Source organism: Aurantiacibacter suaedae (assembly GCF_005434915.1).
Lineage (GTDB): Bacteria > Pseudomonadota > Alphaproteobacteria > Sphingomonadales > Sphingomonadaceae > Alteraurantiacibacter > Alteraurantiacibacter suaedae.
Genome location: NZ_SKCG01000004.1, coordinates 193,480 through 217,153 on the forward strand (window position 1 = coordinate 193,480; position 23,674 = coordinate 217,153).

17 protein-coding genes and 1 pseudogene are annotated in these 23,674 nt (G+C 62.2%); 8 read left to right on the top strand and 10 right to left on the bottom strand.

Annotated elements, in window-relative coordinates; genetic code table 11:
• Positions 1-30: 30 nt before the first annotated feature.
• From E0473_RS14890 to E0473_RS14915, 6 genes are all read right to left on the bottom strand, one after another.
• A complete protein-coding gene (locus E0473_RS14890) occupies positions 31-4,353 on the bottom strand; it encodes a PAS domain S-box protein (protein ID WP_137681707.1) in 4,323 nt (1,440 codons plus the stop codon).
• Positions 4,354-4,356: 3 nt separating this feature from the next.
• Positions 4,357-4,854, bottom strand: coding sequence for a GAF domain-containing protein (locus E0473_RS14895; RefSeq protein ID WP_137681708.1), 498 nt, complete (start codon positions 4,852-4,854; stop codon positions 4,357-4,359).
• A 218-nt stretch (positions 4,855-5,072) separates the two neighbouring features.
• Positions 5,073-6,500 (bottom strand): ABC transporter permease, encoded by a 1,428-nt coding sequence (locus tag E0473_RS14900; protein ID WP_137681709.1) that lies wholly within the window; start codon positions 6,498-6,500, stop codon positions 5,073-5,075.
• The gene (locus tag E0473_RS14905) at positions 6,497-7,915 is read right to left on the bottom strand and encodes an ABC transporter permease (protein ID WP_137681710.1); all 1,419 of its coding nucleotides are present in this window, start codon (positions 7,913-7,915) and stop codon (positions 6,497-6,499) included. Before E0473_RS14905 ends, E0473_RS14900 begins: the two co-directional genes overlap by 4 nt.
• Positions 7,912-8,649 (bottom strand): ABC transporter ATP-binding protein, encoded by a 738-nt coding sequence (locus tag E0473_RS14910; RefSeq protein ID WP_421721794.1) that lies wholly within the window; start codon positions 8,647-8,649, stop codon positions 7,912-7,914. Before E0473_RS14910 ends, E0473_RS14905 begins: the two co-directional genes overlap by 4 nt.
• Positions 8,650-8,654: 5 nt before the next feature.
• Positions 8,655-10,763, bottom strand: a complete 2,109-nt coding sequence (locus E0473_RS14915) for a TonB-dependent siderophore receptor (RefSeq protein ID WP_421721795.1) — start codon at positions 10,761-10,763, stop codon at positions 8,655-8,657.
• 226 nt (positions 10,764-10,989) lie between these two features.
• Between E0473_RS14915 and E0473_RS14920 the strand changes: the two genes are divergently transcribed.
• From E0473_RS14920 to E0473_RS14935, 4 genes are read left to right on the top strand one after another with little or no spacing between them, the layout of a single operon-like run.
• Positions 10,990-11,172: a hypothetical protein gene (locus E0473_RS14920; protein ID WP_137681713.1), complete on the top strand. Its 183-nt coding sequence runs from the start codon at positions 10,990-10,992 to the stop codon at positions 11,170-11,172.
• Positions 11,156-12,202: a type III polyketide synthase gene (locus E0473_RS14925; RefSeq protein WP_137681714.1), complete on the top strand. Its 1,047-nt coding sequence runs from the start codon at positions 11,156-11,158 to the stop codon at positions 12,200-12,202. The genes E0473_RS14920 and E0473_RS14925 overlap by 17 nt, the downstream gene beginning before the upstream one ends.
• A 22-nt stretch (positions 12,203-12,224) precedes the next feature.
• Positions 12,225-12,878: a methyltransferase domain-containing protein gene (locus tag E0473_RS14930; RefSeq protein WP_241657546.1), complete on the top strand. Its 654-nt coding sequence runs from the start codon at positions 12,225-12,227 to the stop codon at positions 12,876-12,878.
• Positions 12,875-13,945, top strand: coding sequence for an FAD-dependent monooxygenase (locus E0473_RS14935; RefSeq protein WP_137681716.1), 1,071 nt, complete (start codon positions 12,875-12,877; stop codon positions 13,943-13,945). Before E0473_RS14930 ends, E0473_RS14935 begins: the two co-directional genes overlap by 4 nt.
• A gap of 313 nt (positions 13,946-14,258) precedes the next feature.
• Here the strand turns inward: E0473_RS14935 and E0473_RS14940 are convergent, their stop codons facing one another.
• Positions 14,259-14,606 (bottom strand): hypothetical protein, encoded by a 348-nt coding sequence (locus E0473_RS14940; RefSeq protein ID WP_137681717.1) that lies wholly within the window; start codon positions 14,604-14,606, stop codon positions 14,259-14,261.
• On the opposite strand from E0473_RS14940, the gene E0473_RS14945 reads away from it, so the two are divergent.
• Together E0473_RS14945 and E0473_RS14950 are read left to right on the top strand one after the other, a co-directional pair.
• Entirely contained in the window at positions 14,595-15,107 is a 513-nt protein-coding gene (locus E0473_RS14945; protein ID WP_137681718.1) for a biliverdin-producing heme oxygenase, read from the top strand. The genes E0473_RS14940 and E0473_RS14945 overlap by 12 nt on opposite strands.
• Positions 15,108-17,675, top strand: coding sequence for an HWE histidine kinase domain-containing protein (locus E0473_RS14950; RefSeq protein WP_137681719.1), 2,568 nt, complete (start codon positions 15,108-15,110; stop codon positions 17,673-17,675). It begins immediately after the preceding gene.
• A 162-nt stretch (positions 17,676-17,837) separates the two neighbouring features.
• On the opposite strand, the pseudogene E0473_RS14955 reads toward E0473_RS14950, so the two are convergent.
• Positions 17,838-18,203, bottom strand: a pseudogene (locus E0473_RS14955) (integrase core domain-containing protein); the annotation flags it as partial.
• 508 nt (positions 18,204-18,711) lie between these two features.
• On the opposite strand from E0473_RS14955, the gene E0473_RS14960 reads away from it, so the two are divergent.
• A complete protein-coding gene (locus E0473_RS14960) occupies positions 18,712-20,775 on the top strand; it encodes a glycoside hydrolase family 97 protein (RefSeq protein ID WP_137681721.1) in 2,064 nt (687 codons plus the stop codon).
• Here the strand turns inward: E0473_RS14960 and E0473_RS14965 are convergent.
• Complete coding sequence (locus E0473_RS14965) at positions 20,772-21,311, bottom strand: TetR/AcrR family transcriptional regulator (protein WP_137681722.1); 540 nt, start codon at positions 21,309-21,311, stop codon at positions 20,772-20,774. The two genes, E0473_RS14960 and E0473_RS14965, sit on opposite strands and share 4 nt — an antisense overlap.
• 174 nt (positions 21,312-21,485) lie before the next feature.
• Here E0473_RS14965 and E0473_RS14970 point away from each other — a divergent pair, with 174 nt between their 5' ends.
• The gene (locus E0473_RS14970) at positions 21,486-21,833 is read left to right on the top strand and encodes a VOC family protein (RefSeq protein ID WP_137681723.1); all 348 of its coding nucleotides are present in this window, start codon (positions 21,486-21,488) and stop codon (positions 21,831-21,833) included.
• 172 nt (positions 21,834-22,005) lie between these two features.
• Here the strand turns inward: E0473_RS14970 and E0473_RS14975 are convergent, their stop codons facing one another.
• Complete coding sequence (locus E0473_RS14975; RefSeq protein WP_241657547.1) at positions 22,006-23,670, bottom strand: sulfatase family protein; 1,665 nt, start codon at positions 23,668-23,670, stop codon at positions 22,006-22,008.
• Positions 23,671-23,674: the final 4 nt, after the last annotated feature.

Here is a 23,674-nt window from a genome sequence, read left to right on the forward strand (position 1 = left end):
GTGAAGACGGACCAAAGCCTGCCGTTATCGCTACTTCCATTTCGAAAAAGCACGCTGGGCCATGCGAACGGCCTCGCGCGCATCCTGCGCATCGGCCGCGAGTATGGCTTTTTCCTGCGCCCGCGCCAGTTCACCGAGTTCCTCCTCGCCGAACATACCGGCAGCGCCCGCAAGCTTATGCAGCATCTGCGCGACTGCTTCGACCTCGCGCCGATCGAGCGGATTGGCCGGGTCCAGCCGGTCAAGCGCAGCGAACGTTGTCTTGCGCCGAGCGGCATAACGCTTCGTAAGCGCCTTTGCCGGATCCGGTGAGGTTTCCTGCTTGCACGGCGCACTCGCGGCTGTTTCGCGGAACAGCTCTTTGGGCAACCACCGCTGGATTGCGGATTTCAGCCCGCGCAGCCGAATGGGCTTGGACAGATGCCCCTGCATCCCCGCTTCCAGGCAGCGCTGGACGTCCTCGCTATAGGCATTTGCCGTCTGCGCAAGGATCGGAAGCTCTTCGGCTGTGAAGCCGGCATTTCGCAGCGAACGCGTTGCCTCCAGGCCGTCCATCACCGGCATCTGCACGTCCATCAGCACCATATCGTAGGGCTGACCTGCGGCCTTCGCATCCTGCACCATGCGCACTGCTTCCTTGCCGTTAACAGCTATATCGACGGCAAGGCCAATGCGGCTGGCCATCGACATGACAAGCGCCTGATTGATATCATGATCCTCTGCCACGAGGATGCGAAGAGGCCGGGCAAAGGTAAGCTCGCGTTCAATGGGCTGTGCAACCTGCGCCTCGACCTGACTTTCGTCGATCGGACGCAGCGGGATACGCAGCGTGAAGACAGAGCCATGGCCTTCTTCACTACTCACCTCCAGTTCGCCGCCCATCATCTTGGCAAGCTCATTGCTGATCGTCAGGCCCAGGCCGGTACCTCCGAATATGCGGGCGGTGGAATCGTCGGCCTGGCTGAACTCGCGGAAGATCGCTTCGAGCCGGTTGGCCGGAATGCCTATCCCTGAATCCTCCACCGAAATGCACAGAACATCACGCCCGCCCGGCCTCTGCTCCACCGAAACGCGGCTTCTGACAGCACCTTCGGAAGTAAATTTGATCGCATTGCCAGCCAGATTGGTCAGAATTTGCCGCAGCCTCAGCGGGTCGACCATGATGCGGTTGGGCACCTCCTCGTCCACGATCAGCTCGAACATGAGGCCTTTTTGGCGAGCTGAAGGTTCCAGCAAATTGATACAAGACTTCAGCTTATGACGCAGGTCGATGGGCTCGGGCACAATCTTCATCCGGCCCGCGTCGATCTTCGAAATATCGAGAATATCGTTGAGTATCTGCATCATGGCCCGGCCGGAATCGGCGATGAGCTGCGCCTTTTCGTGCTGTTCGGGAGTCAGGTTGTCTTCCAGCAGCAACTCGGTAAACCCGATAACTCCATTCATCGGCGTGCGAATTTCATGGCTCATATTGGCCAGGAAAGTTGCCTTGGCAGCAGCCGCAGTCTCAGCGTTTCTGCGTGCCGCAACCAGATCCAGCTCCATCTTTTTGCGATCGCTGATGTCACGTACAGACGCGGAAATCTCCTTCGGAGCGTTGGTCTGCGCATCGCGCACCAGGCCGACAGTCGCTTCTAGCCAGCGATAATCGCCAAATGCGCCGCGGGTGTCCGACCTGAAGGCAATCACGGCCTTTTCTGTTTCGCCAAAGCGCAGTTGCGCGAAGATCGCAGCCACTTCCCTTGCATCATCAGGGTGCAGGCGTTCGAGAAGCGAGCGGCCAATCAACTCCTGGGCAGGAACTCCCAACACGTCGTTCGCCGAAGGGGAGGCGTAGATGCACCGATTGTCGAGACCGATACGCAAAACGGCATCCGTGGCGTTTTGTACAAGCAAGGAAAGCTCTTGGTCACGCTCTGCGATCTCATCCTCAAACCGCTTCCGATCCGTGATGTCGAGCACTACGCCGATATATCCCAGCGGTTTGCCGTCTTCGCTCAATTCCGGCCGGGCAATCGCATCGCCCCAGACGATTGATCCATCACGATGAAGCCAGCGAATCTCGTTCCTGTAGATATCGCCAGCCTCCAACGCCGCAAGCCATTCGGACGTGAGCCTATCGACATCGAGAGGATGCACGGCATTGCGCCAGCCCATTCCCATAGCTTCATCCTCGGTCAGGTCTGTCATCCGGCACCAGGCCGGATTGACATAATTGCACAAGCCCGAAGGGGTGGTTCTGAAGATGCCGGCAGGGGAGAAACTGGCTAATGACTGGAAGCGCTGTTCGCTCTCCTTGAGAGCATCGGCCGCGCGCTTCTGCTCGGAAATATCGATGGCAACACCGATAAAACCTTGGACCTGGCCGTTCACATCGAGTTGCGGGGCCGCGATGAGGTCCACCCATCGGGGCTCCCCGTCGCCCTTCACAAACTGCACTTCGGTACGCAATTGCGATGCTTCACCGATGGCGTCGAGCCATTGCTCTCGTACGCGCGATCGCGTTTCAGGGTGTACAGCATCCAGCCACCCTGCCCCCAGCGCCTCCCAAGGATCGAGACCGGTGGACTTCAGCCATGACTCGTTGACGTAATTGCAGAAGCCATAAGGATCAGTGCGGAAAATTCCGGCCGGTGACAGGCCTGCCAGATCGCCGAAACGCCGCTCGCTATCCGCAAGAGCGGCCACCGTTTCCTCCAGCTCGCGGGTTTGCTCCTCGACTTGCCCGCTGATGTAAGCCTCGCGACGCGAGGCGGATAACAGCAAAGCGGCAAAGATGAGTGTGAGCAACAGACCGCCCGCCAGCACGAGTTCCGCTTCGCTTGTCACCACCCCTTGTTCGAAAGCAGGCGTGCTCGACCATGCGACCGTCCACGTCTGCTCCATTACCGGAAATGTCCGCGTGACCACAAACGCCGAAGATCTCTCGGCTGCGCTTGCATCGAGGCTGGTGAAAATCACCGTATCCGGATCGGCCGTCGGTCCGCCATAAACGGTTATGTCGAACAGCTCTCCCTGGCTGGCGGTAAGCCCGTTCATGAAGCGCGGTGCGATGAACGGGGCGTAAATCCATCCGTCGAATGCCTCCCGCCGTTGTTCGAGCGTGTCAATCGGCATCCCCGCCCGATAGACAGGGCGCAGCAGAAGAAACCCAGGGCTTTCCGTCTCGTCCTGAACGAGCAGAATGCGCTGCGTGATCGTGGCCAGCCCCGTATCGCGTGCGTGAAGTGCGGCCTGCCTGCGATTGGCCTCGAATGCGATGTCGAGGCCTATTGCTTCGACATTGCCTTCCTGCGGTTCGACAGCGACGATCACGAATTTCTCGTCGCGTTCGGTCAGCGGATGGATATCGAAATCCGGCTGCCCGCGCTTTAGCACGCTGGCGACGAACTGTTCCTCCTGGCCTGCGGCTACCGGCTCGATAAACCCGATGCCGCTGATACCGGGCAGGTTTTGCGCCAGGTCCAGAACCGAGGTGTATGTGCGCCATTCATCGAAATTAACTTCGTTCGACGCTTCGAAAAGCGCAGCACCGCCGTCGAGCGCCTGTCGATAGGATTGCATCCGGAATTCAAGTGCCTGCTGGCTGTCGGTCGCCAACGCTTCGAACGAAGTCTGGCTTCGTTCGTAAGCTGCGTGCATGTTCAATCGCCATGCCGCCAGCGTTGCGCACAAGAGCACAAGGATGGCGACAAACGCCAATGTAGTGAACGGGGAGAGGACTTTGCCCCGCCACACTATTGCCCCCCGGCTCCAGGGCGCAAGAAAGAGAAGGGGCAGAACGATCAAGACGCCGCCCATATCGCCCGCCCACCACCGCAGCCAGAAACGGGCGATATTGTCGGGCGGGATGACCCCGGTGCCATACAATGTGGCAGTTCCGATGGAGGAATTCACGAGGCAGGCAAGCGGGGCGACGAGCACAACAAGACGCAACGCATCCACAGGTCCGGCCAGTTTCACCGGGAAACCGGCACGGCTTCGTATCCAGTAGCCCGCTAGAAGAGCTTGCAGCGTCGAGCCTGCTGCGATGGCCACCGCGTTCAGCAAGACAAGTGCATTGAGGGGAAGAAGAACCGAGCTGACCGAAAGCGCATTGATTGCCAAGGCGCCGAGGAACACCCCGGGCCACACGCGGTAGCCCCATGCCGACACCCCGGCGATCGCCAGCCCCGAAGCCGGCCAGATTAGCGAAGCAAAGCCGGGAGGAGGCGCGAGTTGCTGCCCAACCCATCCCAGCACGGCGTATCCGAGCGCGATGAGAAAAATCTGTGCTGACAATCCAGTCAGCACACTATGTGTTCGGGCGAGCTTGATCGCGCCGGTATCAGCGATGGTGGCCGGCCCCGTCATCCATTATTCCAGCGCGTCAGCCGCTTTTGCTCTTGCAGCAAGTGCGCGGCTCAGTTCCGACGAAAGCTCCGCCAGAGCCTCACTTTCCGCCTTGCCAAAGTCGTGCCTCGGCTTGCGGTCGATGATGCACAGCGTACCCAGCTTGGAACCGTCCTCAGCAACCACAGGAGCGCCGGCGTAGAACCGAATGGAGGGATCGCCGAGAACCAGCGGATTGCGGATAAACCGCTCGTCCTCACTGGCATCCTCGACCACCATCACACCGTCGTCCTGGATCGCATAAGTGCAAAACGAGATGGAGCGCGGCGTCTCGTCCACATCGAGACCGATTTTCGCCTTGAACCACTGCCGGTCGGCGTCGACGAGTGACATGAGCGCGATCGGCGTCTGAAACCGCTCTGCAGCCCGTCCCACAATACTGTCGAATTCCGGCTCGGAAGGGGTATCCAATAGCCGATAGCCGTGCAGTGTTTGCAACCGCTTTTTCTCGCGAGCGTCCATAGGATTTCCAAATTTCACACCATCAGGATTGGTACTTAAGAATAGTTGCGTATCTATTAAGCAGCACCTTCCTGCCAACCAACATGAAGCCATCCGGCCTGTCGATTGTCAGCCGGCGATCAGCAGGTTTGCAGACTGCCAAAAATCAGAAACTGCTGCGGGTTGCCGAAGGGCCGAGTTTGGGGCGCTGAGATGTCGCCCTTGCATCCCAAACTCCGTCAGTGCGTGATTTCGGCCAGTTTGCCGAACGCTGCCATTCCCGGACCTCTCCCTTTGGACCGGCTGCCAATACCGCTTCGCGCAATCCTCAACGAGCCCAACCACAAGGCCAGCAGGCCAAGCAAGCCCAGGGCACCCAGCGATCCAAGCGCCAGCGTTCCGGTTGAATGCCTTGCTTCATAGCGAGGGATCCGGCGGAAATCGGCCTGCGTGAACATGCGATCCTCAAACAGGTAGGGGTAATAGAACTCGCGCAGGCTCTTGTGGAAGGCGGCAACCGAATCCTGGTAGGCCAGCTGTCCTTCGATATCGGTATCGGCGAGCCGGTGCAGGACATTCATCGTCCCCACGCCGGGCAGCACGAAGCCCAGCGTCTTCGTCAGCTCCTCGCGCCTGGCAAGGCTGGCGCGATAGGCTGCGACGTCGGCTGCGACAGCTTCGTCGCCGACCTGATGCATCGCGTAGTACCACTTCCAGTGGAAGCGGCCCTCGAACTCTTCCTTGCCGCGCCATTCGGGATGGTTGACGAAGAACCGCTCGAACGTCTCTTCCTTCGGGATATCCCATCCGTGGTGAACCATTTCGCGCTGGGCCAACGTGAGGTCTATCCCTTTGGCGACGGGCACCGTGCGCGCAATCGTAGCGTTGGCGAGGGTTGGCACGATCAGCGTCAGCACGATCCAGCAGCCGATCATCGTTGCGGCAGCAGTCGCAGAGGTGCGCAGGCTCGCCCCGATCAGCATGGCGAGGCCGAACCAGAACCCGCAATAAAGCGCCGCGGTCAGCAGCATGATCGCGATGCCCGATACCGGTGCGACCATGACGATGCCGCCCACTACCAGCGGCAGTCCGAGCGCTGCCAGTACCGCGCCGTAGCGCAGCCCAACGCGGCGCCGCCACAAGCCGCTGCCCGGAAGCGAGAGCAGCAGGCGCAGCCGACCGGTTTCACGCTCGCCGGTCACCAGATCGTGACCCAAGGCAATGACCACCAGCGGCAGTAGGTAGATCAGCACGAAGGCCCAATCGAACACGCCGGGGAGCGCCAGTTCGGGGTTGTAGACTTCGGAATCGTAAAGCTGCGCCTGCAAACCGAGCGCGCGCACGCGAAGCACATAGGGTTGCAGATCGCGCTGTCCGATCGCCGCGAAGGCCAGCGGTGGCGGCGGGCCCTGGGTCAGCATGAAAGCGTAATAGGCATTGTAGCCCGCATCGCCCTCGGGTCCGGCATTCGCCTCGGCGACGGCGGCAAGATCGCGGACCTGTTCGGCCTCGACCCGCTTGATCGTGGCGTGCTGATGTTCGACTTCGGCAATGCCCGCCCACACCGCGGCGCTCGACAACGCCAGCAGCAGGATCAGCGCCACAAGGTTTCGCCCCGAACGCAGCAGCAGGCGCGCCTCGGCAGACCAGATCGAAGGCGCGCTCATCGTGCGGCCCTCTCGATGCGGCGCGCGGCGATAAGCGCTAGCGCAGCCAGTGCGCCCAGCCAGCCGAGCAAAACAGCGAACGGCCAGACGAGGTTTTGGGATCGCGCGAAGGGATCGGTCGGATCATAGGCGAAGCGCGGAATATCCTGCCAGTAAGCGGCGGAGATGCGCGGGTCGTCGCCTTCGATGCCGGGCAGAAGCTCCGCCTGCATCCGGTTCAACCGCTGCACGAAATCGTACCGGAACGTCTCCGCCTGATCGAGGAAGTCGTAATGCGCTGAAAGGTCGCTGCCGGCGAGCGCCATCGACAGCTGGCGAATCGCAATCAGCGGGCTGACGACGGAGAACGCATGGACGAAGGCGTTTTGCTCGCTCTCGCTGGCGATCTGGCGGTTCGCGGCGTCGGCGTAGATCTGCGTGGTCAGCCGCTCGCCCTCGATGCTGACGAGACCGGCGTATTGCACCGGCAGCTCTTCCACCGTGTCGACCCCGTATTTGGCCAGAACCTCTTCCTTGAAGTCGTTGAAATAGGGATCGTCGGGATCGTGGCTGTCGCCGATCTTCAGCAGGTCGCGGTGCAGCGCAATCTCGGTCTCTATCTTGGTGGCCAGTTCGCTCTGCGCGGAAGCGGCCTCGGGCAGCGCGCGGGGAAGGAGGATGACGATCACCATCCACAAGCCGATCAGGATCGCGAGCGCATCGCGCGGCCGCCCGGCGAGCGCGGAAACGACGACGCCCAGCACCGCCCACAGCAGCAGCCATGCGGCATAGCCGAGAATCATCAGAGCGACGCTGCCCCACTCGGCCGCACCGGCGGCGGCGAAGACGAGCAATACAGCAAAAGCTGGCAGGCCTACAGCAAGCGCGATAGCAGCGTGCCCGATCAGTTTGCCCGCTATCACGCTGCGCCCGCTTACGCCCTGTGCCAGCATCAACTTGAGCGTGGCGCGCTCCTTCTCCCTTCCGACGCTGGCAAAGGCGAGGAAGATCAATAGCAGCGGCGCGAGCGTCTGGAGGACGAAGGCGGGCGTCAGCTGGCCGAAGCGCAGCAGCAGCGAGGACTGGCGCGCCTCCGCGAAGTTGGCGCTGTTCTGGCGGTGGCCTTCGAGAAACACCGTGTTGCCGGTGAAGCTGTCCACGCCCGCATCGAAGAAGGCGAGCGGGGCGAGCGGGCGGAACACGAACTGCCCGTAGTGGACCATTCGGTGCGGATGGCGGTCGGGCTGTGCATCGAAGCTCTCGTCGACGCTCGCCTGGTACCGCTCGCGATCCGCCTCGATTGCGCTGCGCCGTTCAAGGCTGGTGAAGTTGGCGACGAGGATCAGCAGCACGAGCAGCGCGCTGGCGATCAGGCCGGCGCGGTTGCGCGCCAGCACGCGCCATTCCTCGCGCGCGATCAGGCTCGCGGCACTCATGCCGGTTCGCCAGCGCGGGCGTAGCGATCATGCAGCGCGTTGAGGTCGAACCGCGGACCGCTGGCGCTGGCCTCGCGCTCTTCCTCGATGCGTCCTTGCCCGAGGAATCCGGACCGGTCGGCGATGTCGACCGCGCTCACGATGTCGTGCGTCACCATCAGCACCGCGACCTCGCGTTCACGCGCGGCGTCGAGCAGGCGATTGAATTCGAGCACCGCACGCGGGTCGAGGCCCGAGGTCGGCTCGTCCAGCAGCAGAACGGGCACGTCGCGCGCTAGTGCCAAGGCAATCGCGACCTTCTGGCGCATCCCCTTGGAAAAGCCGGACAGCCGCTTGTCCCATGCCTCTTCCGCCAGGCCGACCGCGGTCAGCGCACCCTCGATCGCGTCCCGCCCGCGCATGGCATCGGCGAGCGCAAGGAAATAGGCGATGTTCTCACGCGCGGTGAGGTGTTCGTAGAGCGAGACGTTCTCCGGCACATAGGCCATCGTGGCCCGCGCACCGCGCGGGTCGGCAGCCGGGTCGATCCCGCATACGCGCACCGTGCCAGCCTGCGGCACGATGAAGCCGAGCAGCGCCGAGAGCGTGGTCGACTTGCCCGCGCCATTGCCGCCGAGCAGCGCGTAGATTTCGCCGCGCTTCACGGTCAGGTCGAGCCCGCGCAGCACCTGTTTGTGGCCGTAGCTCTGCTCAAGCCCCTCAATCGCGATCGCGGGGGTGGAAGTGATCTTCATGTTCATCAGAAACCTGCCCGAAAACCGAGAGTGGCGGTGCGCGGCGCTCCGGGCTGGACCCAGAGCTGCGAATAGCTGTTGGCGTACCAGTCGGCGTCGAAGAGATTGGCGATCGTGCCGAACAGCGTGACGCCCTCCAGCAGCTCGACCTCCCCGAACAGGCGGGCCAGCGTGTGGTCGGGCAGGAAGAAGTCGGTGCCGGTCGCGCCCAGCCGCTTGCCGACATACTGCACCCCGCCGCCCAGCTTCGCCTCGCGCCCGCCGAGCTGGAAGGTCTTCGAAGCCTGCATATTGAAGGTGTGATCGGGAATGTTGATCAGCGGATCGCCCGGCTCGATCACGAAGGAGAAGTTCGGGTCGAGCACGCTCGATCGCGATTCCGCATCGACATAGGCATAGCTGAGCAGCACATCGACATCGCCGGGCAGGCGCCCGTCGAGGTCCAGTTCCACCCCGCGGCTGCGCGCCTCGCCGATCGCGACCGAGAAGCCGGGATTGTTGATGTCGCTCGCGAGCACGTTGTTCTTATCGAGCTGGTAAAGGGTGAAAATGCCGGTCAGCGCGCCGTCCAGCAGCGTCAGCTTCGCACCCGCCTCCATCGACTTGCTCACCTCGGGATCGAAGATGCGCCCGGTTACATCGGTGCCGATATTCGCGCGGAAGCCCTCGCCATAGGCGGCATAGAGCGAGAAGGCGGGCGAGATTTCGTACACCACGCCGAACTGCGGGCTGACCCGGCTGTCGCTGCGCTCGCTGTCGACATCGGTCAGGTAATTCTCGGTCCGCAGAGTGAAATCGTCGTAGCGCGCGCCGAGCCGCACCTGCAGGCGGTCGGTCAGCTCGATCTGGTCCTGCACGAAGAACCCGGTCGACGACTGCTGGTCGAGACGGTTGTTCTGCGGCAGCGGCGTCGGCAGCGGGAAGCGCCCGTAGACGGGATCGAGAATGTCGATCACGTAGGCCGCCTCGTCGCTCGGATTGTTGCCCACCGATGGCGGACGGACCCGGCGGAAATCCTGCAGGTTGTCGAACTCGTCGTGATCGGCGCCGATCAGGATGCGGTGGATCAGCCCGCCGGTCGAAAACTCGCCGCTGACCTCGCCGCGCACCACGACCTGCTGCGAATCATACACGCGCGAGCGGCGCTGGCGCGAGAGCGAGCGACCGTCGGTGAAGATCGGCTGGCGCGAGACCGCAAGTTCGGGGTCGGAGGAGGTGCCGGTGAGCAGCGTGTCGCGGATGCTACCGCCAAGCAGCAGGCTCCACGAATTGCCGAAATCGTGCTGGAGGCGCAGTGAGTGCCCCTCGGCCCGCGCGACATGGTCACCATCGCCGGGCTCGCCGAGATAGCGATCGCGCGGGACGGTATCGAAATCGCCATTGAGCACCACGATCCCGCGGTCGAACGGCACTTCGACGCGCGTTTTCTCCAAGTCGTAGGTCAGGCGGGTGTCTGGCCCGATCGCAACGCCTATGGATGGCAGGAAACCCCAGCGATATTCGTCCACCGTGTCGCGGAAGGTGTCGCCATCCTCGGCATAGCCGATCAGTCGCACACTCAGCCCCTCGGTGATGGAGATGTTCACGTCGGCTTCGGAACGAAGCCGGTGGAAGCTGCCGAACTGTACTCCTGCCGTGCCGAACGTGTCGCCGATCTGCGCCTGCTTGGTCACCAGGTTGACCGTACCGCCGGGTTCGCCCCTTCCCAGCAGCGCAGCCGCCGGGCCCTTGAGCACTTCGATCCGCGCGATCCCGGCAGTATCCCGCTCGCCCCCGAAGCCGCGACCGCCGTTGAACCCGTTGACGAGATAGCCTGTCGGGATGTTCTCGTCGCCCGCGAAGCCGCGAATGGCGAAGGAATCCCACAATCCGCCCAGCGTGTTCTGCCGCGCGACCGAGGCATTGAGGTCGAGCGCGTCGTTGAGGCGGATGATGCTGTTCTCTGCGAGCGTTTCGGAAGCGATTACATCGATCGACTGCGGAATTTCAGAGATCGCGAAATCGCCCCGATAGGCCTGGCGCACGCCCGATACGACGATTTGCGCACCACCAGGCCCGACAGCGAAATCCTGCGAAGCAAGGCTCTCTGGCTGGGCGGCGGCACCCGTCGGCATGAACAGAACGCCCAGCGCGGTCAGCGCGGAGGCGGCAAGAAAACCTGTGGTCATCGGGGTCGCAACTCGAAAAAGTGGGCAAAAAAGATTTATGAGACAATGTCTCATTCTGAGGCGATGGCCAATAGCGAGCAGACTCCCAAGGTCAAGGTTATATTATATTGTTGCATTCTCGTCGGATCGCGTTGACGCTTGAATACGGAGCAGCGACACTGACACGTCGGAGATGGCGGGTACGCAAACGCTGCGAAGGCAACGTGCCAAACTCATCGAGAGCAATCTGCTCGCGCAGTACCGCATCGCGCACTCACCTCATGAGCGGCAGGGCGTGGCCGAACAGGAACGATGGACCGGTGAGAAGGTTGATTTCATGAAGCTAGGATCACGAGAAGATGACAGCGCGAATTAACCTGTTGGCTTCTGCGGTGCCGGATTGCGATTTCGAACAGGAATACCGTGCCTGGGCGATGCGGCAGTTGAGTGGCAGGCGCGAGGCGAAGTTGTACGCGCGCATGGCCGAACGCTCCGGCATCGATCACCGCTGGTCGGTGTTAACAGAGGACGACGCGAAACTCGATGCAGGGGATGGCATTTATTCCGCGACCCCACCATCGACCGGCCGCAGGATGGCGATTTACGCCGAAGAGGCCCCCAAGCTGGCGCTGGCGGCGATCAGGAAGCTGGGTGAACTCGGCAATATCAGCCATATGGTCGTCGCTAGCTGCACCGGTTTCATCGCTCCGGGAATCGACCAGATCATCGCGCGTCGGCTGGGCCTTGCCGACGATGTCGAGCGGGTGCTGATCGGATTCATGGGCTGCTATGCCGCCGTAACCGCGCTACGGACTGCGCGCCATATCGTCCGCTCCGAACCGCAGGCGCGTGTGCTCGTGGTGACGGTCGAACTGTCGACCCTCCACCATCAGCAAACCGTGGATATCGAACCATTGCTGGCCGGCGCGCAATTCGGCGATGGCGCCGCTGCAGCTATCGTCAGCAGCCAAGGCGAGGGTTTGCTGATCGGCCGAGGAATTACCGCGGCGCTGGAAGAAAGCGACGAACTTATCACCTGGCAGATTGGCGATACCGGGTTCGAGATGCGCCTGTCGGGCGAAGTGCCTGGCCGGATCCGCACCGCATTGAGGCGCGAAGAAGTGCGCAAACGCGTGCTTGGCGACGAGGAAAAACCCTTGTCCTATGCCGTGCACGCGGGCGGTCGCTCGATTCTCGACGCGGTGGTGGAGGGGCTCGAACTGGATCCAGATGCGCTCGATCATTCGCGGGACGTGCTGCGTGAGTTCGGTAACATGTCGTCCTCCACGCTCATGTTCGTGCTTGAACGGATCATTCGGGACCGACCCGAAAGGGGTGTCGCGTTGGCGTTCGGGCCCGGCCTGGCAATGGAAGGTTTCCGCTTCGGCTGGTGCGATGCTCGCTAATCGGGCTCAAGCCGAGGAAATCATGGACGATCCCGCGCTTGGCGCGGATGTCTATGCCTCGGTGCTGGCCGACCTAGCGCGGGTCAACACGATCACATTGGCGCGGCGTCCGACAATGGAGTTCCTTGATCGGGCGATCGGTTCGAGACGCGAGTTCTCCCTTTTGGATGTAGGCTTCGGCGATGGCGACATGCTTCGAGCCATCGGAAGGTGGGCTGCAGACCGGGGCAAGGTGGCGCGGCTCGTAGGGATCGATCTCAATCCGCGCAGCGAGGGCATCGCCAAAGCCAAGACGCAAGCTGGAATGGCTATCAGCTATCGCACCGGAGATTACGCAGATCTGGCCAGCGAAGGGTTCGATTGCATTGTTTCCAGCCTCGTCGCGCATCACATGACGCATAGGCAACTGGTGACATTCCTGCGCTTCATGGAACACGAGGCAGAGGCAGGATGGTTCGTAAACGACTTGCACCGACACGGCTTCGCTTATCTTGGTTACCCGCTACTCGCCCGTCTTGCGGGATGGCATCCCATAGTCCGCAAGGACGGACAGCTTTCGATAGCGCGCTCTTTTCGTCCGGAAGAATGGCCTCCCATTCTGGCAGAGGCAGGGGTCACGGCGGCTAGGGTCGAGCGCTGCTTTCCGTTTCGCCTGTGCGTCGAGCGTCTGAAATGAACCGGCCGATCGTGCTCGGTGCCGGACCCGCCGGAAGCATGGCAGCCCTGCTCCTCGCCCAAAGCGGTGCGCGGCCGATCTTAATCGACCGAAATCAAGAAGTGGGCGACGCGATTTGCGGCGGTTTTTTGAGTTGGCGCACAGCCGAGACACTGCGAGGCGCGGGCTGCGATCCGGAAACGTTCGGCGCGCGGCGGGTGACACGGCTGCGCATTTTTGCAGGTAGCCGCCAGGCGGAAATGCCCCTGCCCGAAACTGCCTACGGACTTTCCCGCCATGCGCTCGACAGCGCTTTGCGTGCGCGGGCGGTAGCGATGGGCGCCCAGCTCGAGATCGATCATGCACGCCGCGTGGCGCCGGGAGTTGTCGAGGGTAAGCGTCAGATCTGGAAGAGCCCGGCGATTTTCCTCGCCACCGGCAAACACGATGTAAGGGGGGAACGTCGCCCGCGCGATGCACCCGATCCAGCCCTGGGCATGCGGGTCCGCGTGCCTGCGGCAGCCGACGTCGAACGGCTGATCGGGGATGCAATCGAATTGCACCTGTTCCCCGGCGGCTATGCCGGGATTGTGCTACAAGAAGGCGGTAGCGCCAACATATGCCTCGCGCTGCGCAAATCGGCATTTGCCGAGATGGGCGGCGATCCTTGGGCGATCTTTCAGCATCTGGCTCGCGACAATCCGCATTTCGCCCGACGAATGAACTGCACCACGGCTCGCCTGCCGATTGATACGATCGCTGCCGTCCCGTACGGCTGGATCGCCCGCGACACCGAGGATGGCATTTATAGACTTGGCGATCAGGCCGCCGTGATCCCTTCACTCGCGGGCGAAGGAATGGCCATCGCTCTTGCCAGCGCGAAGGCGGCGGTAGCCAGCTATTCGCACGGCCAGGGATCAGCGCATTTCCAGCGCCAGTTTGCCCGCCGTGCTGCGCAGCCCGTGGGCGTCGCAAAGTTCCTCTGGCACATTGCAGAGACGTCACGTGGCGCGGCCGCAATGACGCTTTCTTCGCGCATCTTTCCCGGTATCGCCAGACTAGCGATGAGAGCGAGCCGGATCGACTAGTGTATTGCCGACCCGCCACGTCGATCGCGGCGACGGCGCGCATCGAAAGTGCGCTGCGGTCAGCGAAGTCGCAGGCGATGCTTCAGAACTCGGTTATGCGTTGCACCGCTCCCAGCTCCACCCCATGCGCTCGGTCACCCGAAAGCGCGCCGATTAAGGCTGAAGCGCATACAGTCTGATCTGCTAGCTACCCCGCTTGCCCGAGATCCGGGTCACCGCGGTTGTCAGGGCGTCGAGGTCTTCAAAGGAATTGAACAGCGCTGGGGTCAACCGCCGGGCTGCTCTAGCGTGAGCTGCCGGAGCGCAATGCGCCCTATGTGCTGACAATGCAGCTTGGCCGGCTTCGGAGCTTTCCTGCCGAGAGGTTCTGCGACGTAAAGTTTGCAATTGCGCCTGCATTGGCCAGCGCGCTGATGGTGCCAAGGCTAGCGCTGTGGTCTTCCATCGGCAGGGCCGATGCTTCCCAGCCCTCCATCCGCAATAAAATATGTTTATTTTTAGAGGAATAGCGGTTAATAAAGTATGATTTTATGGCGGTAGAGAGATTGTCGTTCTGTAAAATCATGCCTATCAATTCGGGCATGAGAAAGACAATGATTCGGGCCCAAGGATGCCGGTCGGACTGAGGCGGGTTCTGCGCGATCAGACGATGCAGGCTCACGAAGATACCGAAAGTGCTTTCGCAGCTTTCGACATAACTACTCGCGAGGGTTTGGAGGCGACACTGCGCGCGCATGCTGCGGCGCTATCCTCGCTTCTTCCCAGTGTCTCCTCTCATCCGATCTTCACCGAGGAAATCGGCCGTTTACGCGATCTGGCGGTATGCTCGCTTGCTGCCACCGGTGCCGCGCCAGCCACTTCGTTTATCCGGGATGTTGGCGCGCTCAAGCCGCTGGCGGTTGCCTATGTCGTGTTGGGCTCGCGACTAGGGGCACGGCTCATCTCGGCCCGTTTGAACGCAGCGCAGGTGCCCCACGACTCCGCCGCCCATGCCTATTTTCGTGACGAGGGTTCGGGACCGGCGTGGCAGAAATTGCAGGAAATGCTCGCAGCATTGCCAAGAGAAGAAACTGCGATAGTGGCAGATACGCGTGCTGCCTTCGAGGTATTTCAGCAGGAAGCGGCCAGATTTGCGTCTCGCCTAACGGTTAAGGAAGTTTAGGTGGAAGTCGATCTGACCAATTGTGACCGGGAGGAGATACATCTCCTTGGCCATGTACAGTCCTTTGGGTGCCTGATTGCGCTCTCGTCAGACTGGTTGATCATGCACGCCTCCCAATCTACCGAGAGATTTCTCGGAGAGAAGGCGACGAACCTGATCGGCTTGCCTTTGCACCAGATCCTGTCCGAGAAAGCGATCCACGAGGTGCGAGGGGCCGTGCAGCTTCTGTCGACCAGGGATTCGATCGGGCGACTGTTCGATCTTAAGCTTCTGCCAGGCTCCGATCGCCTGTTCAACCTGGCTCTTCACCGCACCGGGCGGACCACGATCATTGAGATCGAGGCCGCTGACGAGAAGGGCCAGTGCGTCGATCCGCTGATGCAGGTGCACAACATCGTATCCCGCCTCAAGACCTGCAAGGACGTGCAATCGTTGGCGGAGACGGCTGCGCGCTTCTTGCGCGTGTTCCTGGGCTTCGATCGGGTGATGGTCTACCGCTTTGCGAAAGACGACACGGGGCAAGTCATAACCGAATCCGCCGCGCACGGCGTCGATACCTTTCTCGGCCTGCGCTACCCGGCCAGCGATATTCCCCGCCAGGCGCGCGCGCTTTACCTGCGTTCGGTGATCCGCATCATCAGCGATGTCGATGACAGGGTCTCGCCGATCCTGCCCGAGGTCAATTCGGAGAACGAGAAGCTCGACCTGTCGCTGAGCACGCTGCGCGCCGTTTCGCCGATCCACCTCGAATATCTGCGCAACATGGGTGTAAAGGCATCCATGTCGATCAGCATTATCGTCGATGGCAAGCTGTGGGGGCTGTTCGCCTGCCATCATTACAAGCCGCTGGTATTGGATTATGTGACCCGCTCGGCGGCGGAACTGTTCGGGCAGATGTTCGGCTTCCTGCTGGCGCACCAACTCGAAGTGCGGCGCAAGCAGGATTCCGAGGTTGCGCGTGAACTCCACGACGACCTGATGCGCCATTTCGCCCAGAGCAGCTCGTTGAGCGATGATCTTGACCAGATCATCGACGGGCTGAGGGATCTGGTCGCTTTCGATGGCGCTGCCGCATGGATTGATGGCAAGTTCCAGACCAGTGGCGCGACCCCGACACGCGACGAGATTATGACGCTGGTTCGCTTTCTGAACACCACGGCAACCAGCACGGTCTACGCGACCGATTGCCTGATGCAGGTCCATCCCCCGGCGGCGGACTATACACAGCGTGCCTCCGGCGTTCTGGCCATGCCCGTGTCGCGCAAACCGCGTGACTATATCATGCTATTTCGCGGCGAGATTGCCAAGCAGGTCACCTGGGCGGGCAATCCCGAAAAACCGGTCGAGCTAGGGCCGAACGGCGTCCGCCTTACCCCGCGCAAGAGCTTCGAAAGCTGGAAAGAAATTGTGCACGGCCACTCTGCGGAATGGACCCCGCAAGAGCTGGAGGTTGCCGACACCATCCGGGTCACGCTGCTCGAAGTGGTGCTGCGGATGGCCGACAGCGCCAACCTCGAGCGCCAGCGAGCAAGCGAGCGGCAGGAACTGCTGATCGCCGAGCTGAACCACCGGGTACGCAATATCCTCACGCTCATTCGCGGCTTGGTCGAGCAGAGCAAGTCCGATTTGCTCAGCATCGAGGAGTTTACCGCCAACGTGAGCGACCGTATTCAGGCGCTTGCCCGCGCGCATGACCAGATCACGCGCAGCAACTGGAACGCTGCATCGCTGCGCGAACTCGTTGAGACCGAGGTCAATGCTTACCTCGGCGCCAAGCGCGACCGGGTGGTGTTCCACGGCGGCGATGCGATCGTGAAGCCGGACGCCTATGCCACGCTCGCGTTGGTGATCCACGAGCTGACCACCAATTCGGCCAAGTACGGCTCGCTGGCCGACAGCCTTGGCCGCGTCGATGTCACTCTGACGGAGGAAGATGACGGCGTGCTGGGCATTCGCTGGGTGGAATCGGGCGGTCCGCCGGTCAAAGCCCCAGTGCGGCGCGGCTTTGGATCGACCGTGATCGAGCGGTCGATTCCGTTCGAGTTGGGCGGAAAGGTCGAAGTGACCTATCCGCTTACTGGCTTAACCGCAGAAATGTATGTTCCCGCACGGCACATAGCACGCTTCGAGGCGCAGCCTGCGGGCGAGCCCGACTTGGCAGACAACGATGCGCAAACGCAGGTGCCCCCCCTGTCTGGACTGTCCTCTCCTACGGTGCTGCTACTCGAAGACAACATGATTATCGCCATGGATGGCGAGCGGTTTCTGGCCAATCTCGGCGCCGAAAAGGTGCTGACGGCAAGCAGCGTCACACAGGCCATGAGCATGCTTGATGCGGAGACGGTCGTGTGCGGGGTGCTCGATCTTAACCTCGGGATAGAAAACAGCCTGCCCGTTGCCCAGCGCCTACGCACGACAGGTGTGCCCTTTGCTTTTGCTACAGGCTATGGCGACGCCGGTGAACTCGCCGAGGAGTATCCCGATGTGCCCGTGCTTACCAAGCCGTACGACGAAGACGAGTTGGCCGCCATCCTAAGACAGATTCTGTTCGCCACCGCGCCCGAATGAGCGCTGCGGCGAGCGGGCCGTTCTGTCGGTTCTTGCGCTAGTCGCCGTGGTTCTATTGCGAGGCGAATGCGCAGCAACGTGCGCCAATTCACGGTGATCCTGAGATTGGCGAAGTAGGGGAGCGCTATGGCGTCGCGCGTTGCAACTTGCCATTCGTTATTGCGCCGGCGGCTGGTATCCGCGTGATGAGTGCTGTCGAATGGTGTTGTAGGGGATGCGCCGGCGCTCGATCACGAGGCCTGCTTCCGTCAGCGTATAGAAGATCTCCGCATTGAGTAGCTCGTCCGGGAGCTTGCCGGTGAAGCTGTAATTGTCACCATTCTCCCATGGCGATCCCGGCTCGATGTAGAGCCTCTTCACGCCGATCCGACCTAGCCAGTCGCGTAGGGAATTGGCGGTGAACCCGGCATCATTATCACTGCGGATGTGATCAGGCGGACCGTGCCGCTGGAACAGTTCGGATAGTGCGGCCAGCACGTCATCACTCCTGAGCTTGCGCTGCACATGGATCGCCAGGCACTGGCGGCTATTCCCGAGTTTCAATCTGAAGAAGCCGCTTTCTGGGAGGACCGTAATGGGCGCACATAAGCGGCTGGGCTATGCCGGAGTGATGACTGCCCAAGGGTTCCGCACAACCGCGTCTACATTGTTGGATGAGAGCGGTGAGTTTCACCCTGACGCAATCGAACGAGCGCTGGCCCACCAGGACAGCAATGCTGTGTGTGGGGTCTACAACCGCACGCGTGACGAAAAAGCAAATGGTGCCTCTTCGAGTCCGAAGATGGGCCCAAGCCATGTGGCAAAGGCGGCCAACATCAGCCGCAGTCGCTTGCAGCGTCATCAGGCTTTGCTGTTCCGGGCTCTTTACCGCAACGAAGCGCATGGTCGGACGTGTATGAGACCTCAAATCGATAGAAAGCGTGGGCTAAACCTGCCAAGCAGCGACCAGAGCAATGTAACCGGTTGCATGAGGCGCTGCTATCGCGCAGGTTCCGGAAATCGACATGGGAGAGCAGAAAATGACCGGACCCACCCGATGATGGCGCGCGTTCATGGATGGTTGCTCGGCGCGCTGGCTGCGGTTGGCCTCGCTTCGGGCGCGGCAGCACAGGACGAAGTAACGCATCGCCAGTGCTCTCCCGACGGCACGCTGTGCTTCGAACTAAGGACGGAAGATTCCATTCCCGTCTATCGCGTGCTGCGTGGTGAGGAGGAGGTCATCGCTCCCTCGCAGCTGGGCTTCATGCTGCGCGGAGCAGGCAAGTGGCAGCGCGGTGTGACGCTAGGCGAAGCAACCCGCTCCAGCCACGATGAAACCTGGGAACAGCCTTGGGGCGAGAATCGCCTCGTTACCGATCGCCACAACGCGATGCTGGTGCCGATGACCGAACAGGTGAGAACCAACCGCACCATCACGCTCGCGGTCCGCGTTTTCGACGATGGGGTCGGGTTCCGCTACGAATTCCCCGCTCAGCCGCAGCTCGATGAGGTTATCATCGACGAGGAGCTGACCGAGTTCACCATCGCAGGAAAGGCTGATGCCTGGTGGATTCCCGGCGGTGAATGGAACCGCTACGAATATCTCTATTCGCGAACCTCGGCTCACGAGGTTGGCACCGCGCATAGTCCGATGACGTTTCGGCGCGAGGATGGCCTGCATATCGCGCTCCATGAAGCCGCGCTGACAGACTATTCGGCCTTCTGGCTGCAGCGGATCGACGGGCAACGCTTCCGGACCCGGTTGGCGCCTTCCGCGCAAGAGGGCAAAGTGCGCCGCGACGCGCCCTTCACTACGCCTTGGCGCGTGATCCTTATCGCGCCGGACGCGCCGGGGCTTTACTCTGCTGCGAATATCATCCTGAATCTGAACGAGCCCAACCGACTGGGCGAGGTCGCCTATGCGAAGCCGCACAAATATGTCGGCATCTGGTGGGCGATGCATCTCGACCGCTGGACCTGGAATGCTGGGCCGCGCCACGGCGCGACCACCGAGCACGCAATCGACTATATCGACTTCGCCGCAGAGCACGGCTTCGGTTCGGTCCTGGTCGAGGGCTGGAACGAAGGCTGGTGGAGCGAGAGCGGGCGCAACTTCGAGTTCGCGACCGCCTATCCCGATTTCGACATGGATCGCGTCGCCGCTTACGCCGCCGAACGCGGGATCACGATCATGGGTCATCACGAAACCGCCGGAAATGCGGGATTGTACGAGCGCCAACTCGAAACAGCCCTCGATTATTATCAGCGACACGGCGTCCAGGCGATCAAGACCGGCTATGTGGCCGATGCGGGCATGGTGCTGCGCGAGGATCCGGATGGCACCGAACAGTGGGAATATCACGACGGCCAGTACATGGCCCGTCATCACGCCCTGGTAGCCGAGCGCGCCGCGGCGCACGGCATCGCGATCAACGCGCACGAACCGATCAAGGATACCGGCCTGAGGCGCACCTGGCCCAATCTGATGACCCGCGAAGGCGCGCGTGGCACCGAATACATGGCCTGGGGCGAGCCACGCAATCCGCCCGGCCATGAGCCAACGCTCCTGTTCACGCGGATGCTTTCGGGCCCCTTCGACCTGACGCCGGGGATCGTTAGCCTTGAAGGTCGCGGCGGCGAGCTGATCCCGAATACCCTCGCCCGCCAGCTCGCCGACTATGTCGTGATCTATTCACCGCTGCAGATGGCGGCGGATTTGCCGGAGAACTATCGCGCTGCTCCCGACGCGCTGGCCTTCATCGAGCAGGTGCCGGTCGACTGGGAGCGCACGAAGGTGCTCGCAGGCGAGGTCGGCCAATATGCGGTCGTCGCACGCCAGCGGCGCGGCGGGGATGACTGGTGGATCGGCGGCGTGACCGATGGCGAGGCCCGCACGGTGACGATCCAGCTCGACTTTCTCGACCCAAACAAGAGCTACGTCGCGGAGATCTGGCGCGATGGCGAAAACGGTGGAATCGACGGCAATCGTTTCGCGATGGTGCGCGAGAAGCTGAAGTCGCCCGCCGCCCCGGAAGAGCCCGGCTATACCTCCAGCGGGTCGATCACGGTGCAGATGCAGGCGGGCGGCGGCTTTGCGATGAGCCTGCGACCGGTGGACTAGGGCCGCGTGTCGGGCAGCATCCTCGCGCATTCGATCAGCCGGGCGGCCATATCCTCCGGGGTGCATTGGGCCTCGCCGCCCACCCAGCTTCGCAGCATAGCCAGTTGCGCGGCAGCAAGGCCGGTCGCCTGCAATGCTGAAGCAGACCCTTCGAGGCCCATGGCGGCGAGCCGCGCCCGGATGATCTCGCCCAGTTGGCGCTGGATCGCCCGGGCCGCAGACGAATCGAGCAGCGCCCGGAACAGTACGCGGCGTTCCCAGCAATGTGCGGTCATTCCTTCGATATAGGATAGCGCCGCGCGGCCTGAAGCGACGCTGCCCAGCGCCACGAGCATGGGCTCCAGCGCGGCGAGCATCACCGCCTCCTTGCCTTGGTAGTGATCGTAGAAGGTGGCCCGGCCGACCCCGGCTTCGGCCACAATGTCGGCGATGCGGATGGCCTCCAAGCGCTTCTCGAACGCAAGCCGCGTGAAGGCGGCAAGGATGGCCGAGCGGCTTTTCAGTGCACGCGCATCGACAGGCGGATCAAGCTCCATGCCGGATGCTTAGGCCGGGCCCAGGCGGTCTGCCAAGCATGCCGGATGCCAGAAGATTGATTTCCGGACTTATCGCGCCCGATGTCCAGGACGATACGCAACAGGCGGATTGGCGCTCGCATCCGCCGGTCCAACAGCGCATGTCCTGCTTGACAGGATCGAAAGGATACAGGCGTGCAACATCATGCAGTGGCCATCGTGCCCAGCAGCAATCTCGACGCGAGCGAGGCGTTCTACCGGCGGTTGGGCTTCGAACTCGCCAGCGATTACGGAAACTACCGCATCCTCCACGATGGGAATGGCTGGCATCTCCACCTCACCCATTCGCCCGGATGGCCACGCAAGGTGGAGGACAACCCCTTCGGCATTTACCTTTATGCCGAGGATGTCGACGCAGTCGCCAACCGGGTCCGCGAACTGATCATCGAACCCGGCACGCCGCATGTGAAGCCGTGGGGCGTGTACGAATTTGCGGTGAGCGATCCGACCGGGGTGCTCGTCCGGGTCGGCAAGCCTGTCTGACAGCGGGCGCTCGCCATCCGCCGCCCTGCAGGGTGCCGGATGTGCAAGGTACACCGACGGCCTGCCGCGCAAATCCGCTCCCGATCATGCCTGCGCGGAGAGGGCGGGATTTTCGCTCCCTGGACTGTGTGTCAGCTGTGTCGGGGCGTGCGACCCGACAGCGCATTCCCGGCTAGTGGTGCGCGTGGCTTGCCAGCCCGGCGGCGGCCTGCGCATCGCGCTTGCCCTTGGCGCTTGCGGTCAGCGGATCGGTCACTGCGGGGCCGTCGCTGTCGCGGTACTGGCGCCGCAGATCCACCAGAGTGTCCTTCAGGCGTGCAATCGTGGCCTGCATCTGGGGATCGTCGATCCGATTGAGCATCTCGTCCGGATCGGTTTCGAGGTCATAGAACTCCCATGCGTCGATATCGCCGTAGAAGCGCATCAGCTTGTAGCGCCCGGATTTGACGCCGTAATGCGCGCGGACCGAGTGGAAGCCGGGATATTCGTAGTAGTGGTAGTAGATGTCCCTGCGCCAGTCGGCGGGTGCACCGCCCTCGAACAGCGCGCGCAGCGAGCGGCCTTGGATCGTCTCACGCACGGGCAGGCCTGCGTAGTCGAGGAAGGTCGGCGCGTAATCGACGTTCTGGATCGGTGCCTCGACGCGGCTGCCCGCAGCGATATGGCCGGGATACTGCATCAGGAACGGCGTGCGGAGGCTTTCTTCGTACATGAAGCGCTTGTCGAACCAGCCATGCTCACCGAGATAGAAACCCTGATCGGAGGTGTAGACGAGGATGGTGTTGTCCGCCTCGCCCGTGGCCTCCAGCCAGTTGAGCACGCGGCCCACGCTGTCGTCCACTGCGGCGACCGTGCCGAGATATTCGCTCATGTAGCGCTGGTACTTCCAGACCGCCAATTGCCGCTCGGTCATGTGGGCCGCGTTCATGGCGTCGTTGCTGTCCTGCAGCGCGCCGAAATAGGCGGAGCGCTGCTCGGGCGTCATCCGCCTAAAATCGTCGGGCCACGGATTGAAGCGCAGCTCGTCCGCCCCTTCTTCCACCGTCATCTTGAGGTCGTGGCCCTCGTACATGTCGCGGTAGATGTTCATCTCCTGCGCGGCGGCGGCAGGGCGACCGTCGTAATGATCGAAGTAGTTGGTCGGCACGGGGAATTGCTTGCCGAGATATTTCTGCACGTGGCGGATCGCGGGCATGAAATTGCGGTGCGGCGCCTTGTGGTGGATCAGCAGCGCGAAGGGCTGGCCCGATCCGGCATTGGCCTCCAGCCACTCGATGCTCCGGTCGGTCACGATGTCGGTGGCGTAGCCCTCCACCACGCTGCGCCCGGTCGGCGTGATGATGTCGGGGTTGTAGTACTTGCCCTGATCGTCGAGCACGGCCCAATCGTCGATCCCCGCGCCCTCGGGCGAATAGTTGAGGTGCCACTTTCCGAACAGCGCAGTCCTGTAGCCCTCCCGCCCCAGTTCGCGCACCCAGTTCCACGAGGTATTGTCGAAAGTCTGTCCGTTCTGCGTGAAGCCGTGCATGTGGCTGAACTGGCCGGTCAGCATGGTCGCGCGGCTCGGCCCGCACAGCGAGTTGGTGACGTAGCTGTTTTCGAACAGCGCCCCGTTGGCGGCGATGCGGTCGATATTCGGAGTGGGTGCCAGCCGCCCGATCTCGGTGCCGTAGGCCGATATCGCCGTCTGCGCATGATCGTCCGACATGATGAAGATGATATTCGGACGCTCACGCTCTGCGGCAGCGGGCCGTGCGCCAGAAGGCTGGGAGACTGTCGCGCAGCCCGGAAGCGTCAGCGCGACAGTCAGGCAGACGGCTGCGAGGCGCCCAGCCATCCCG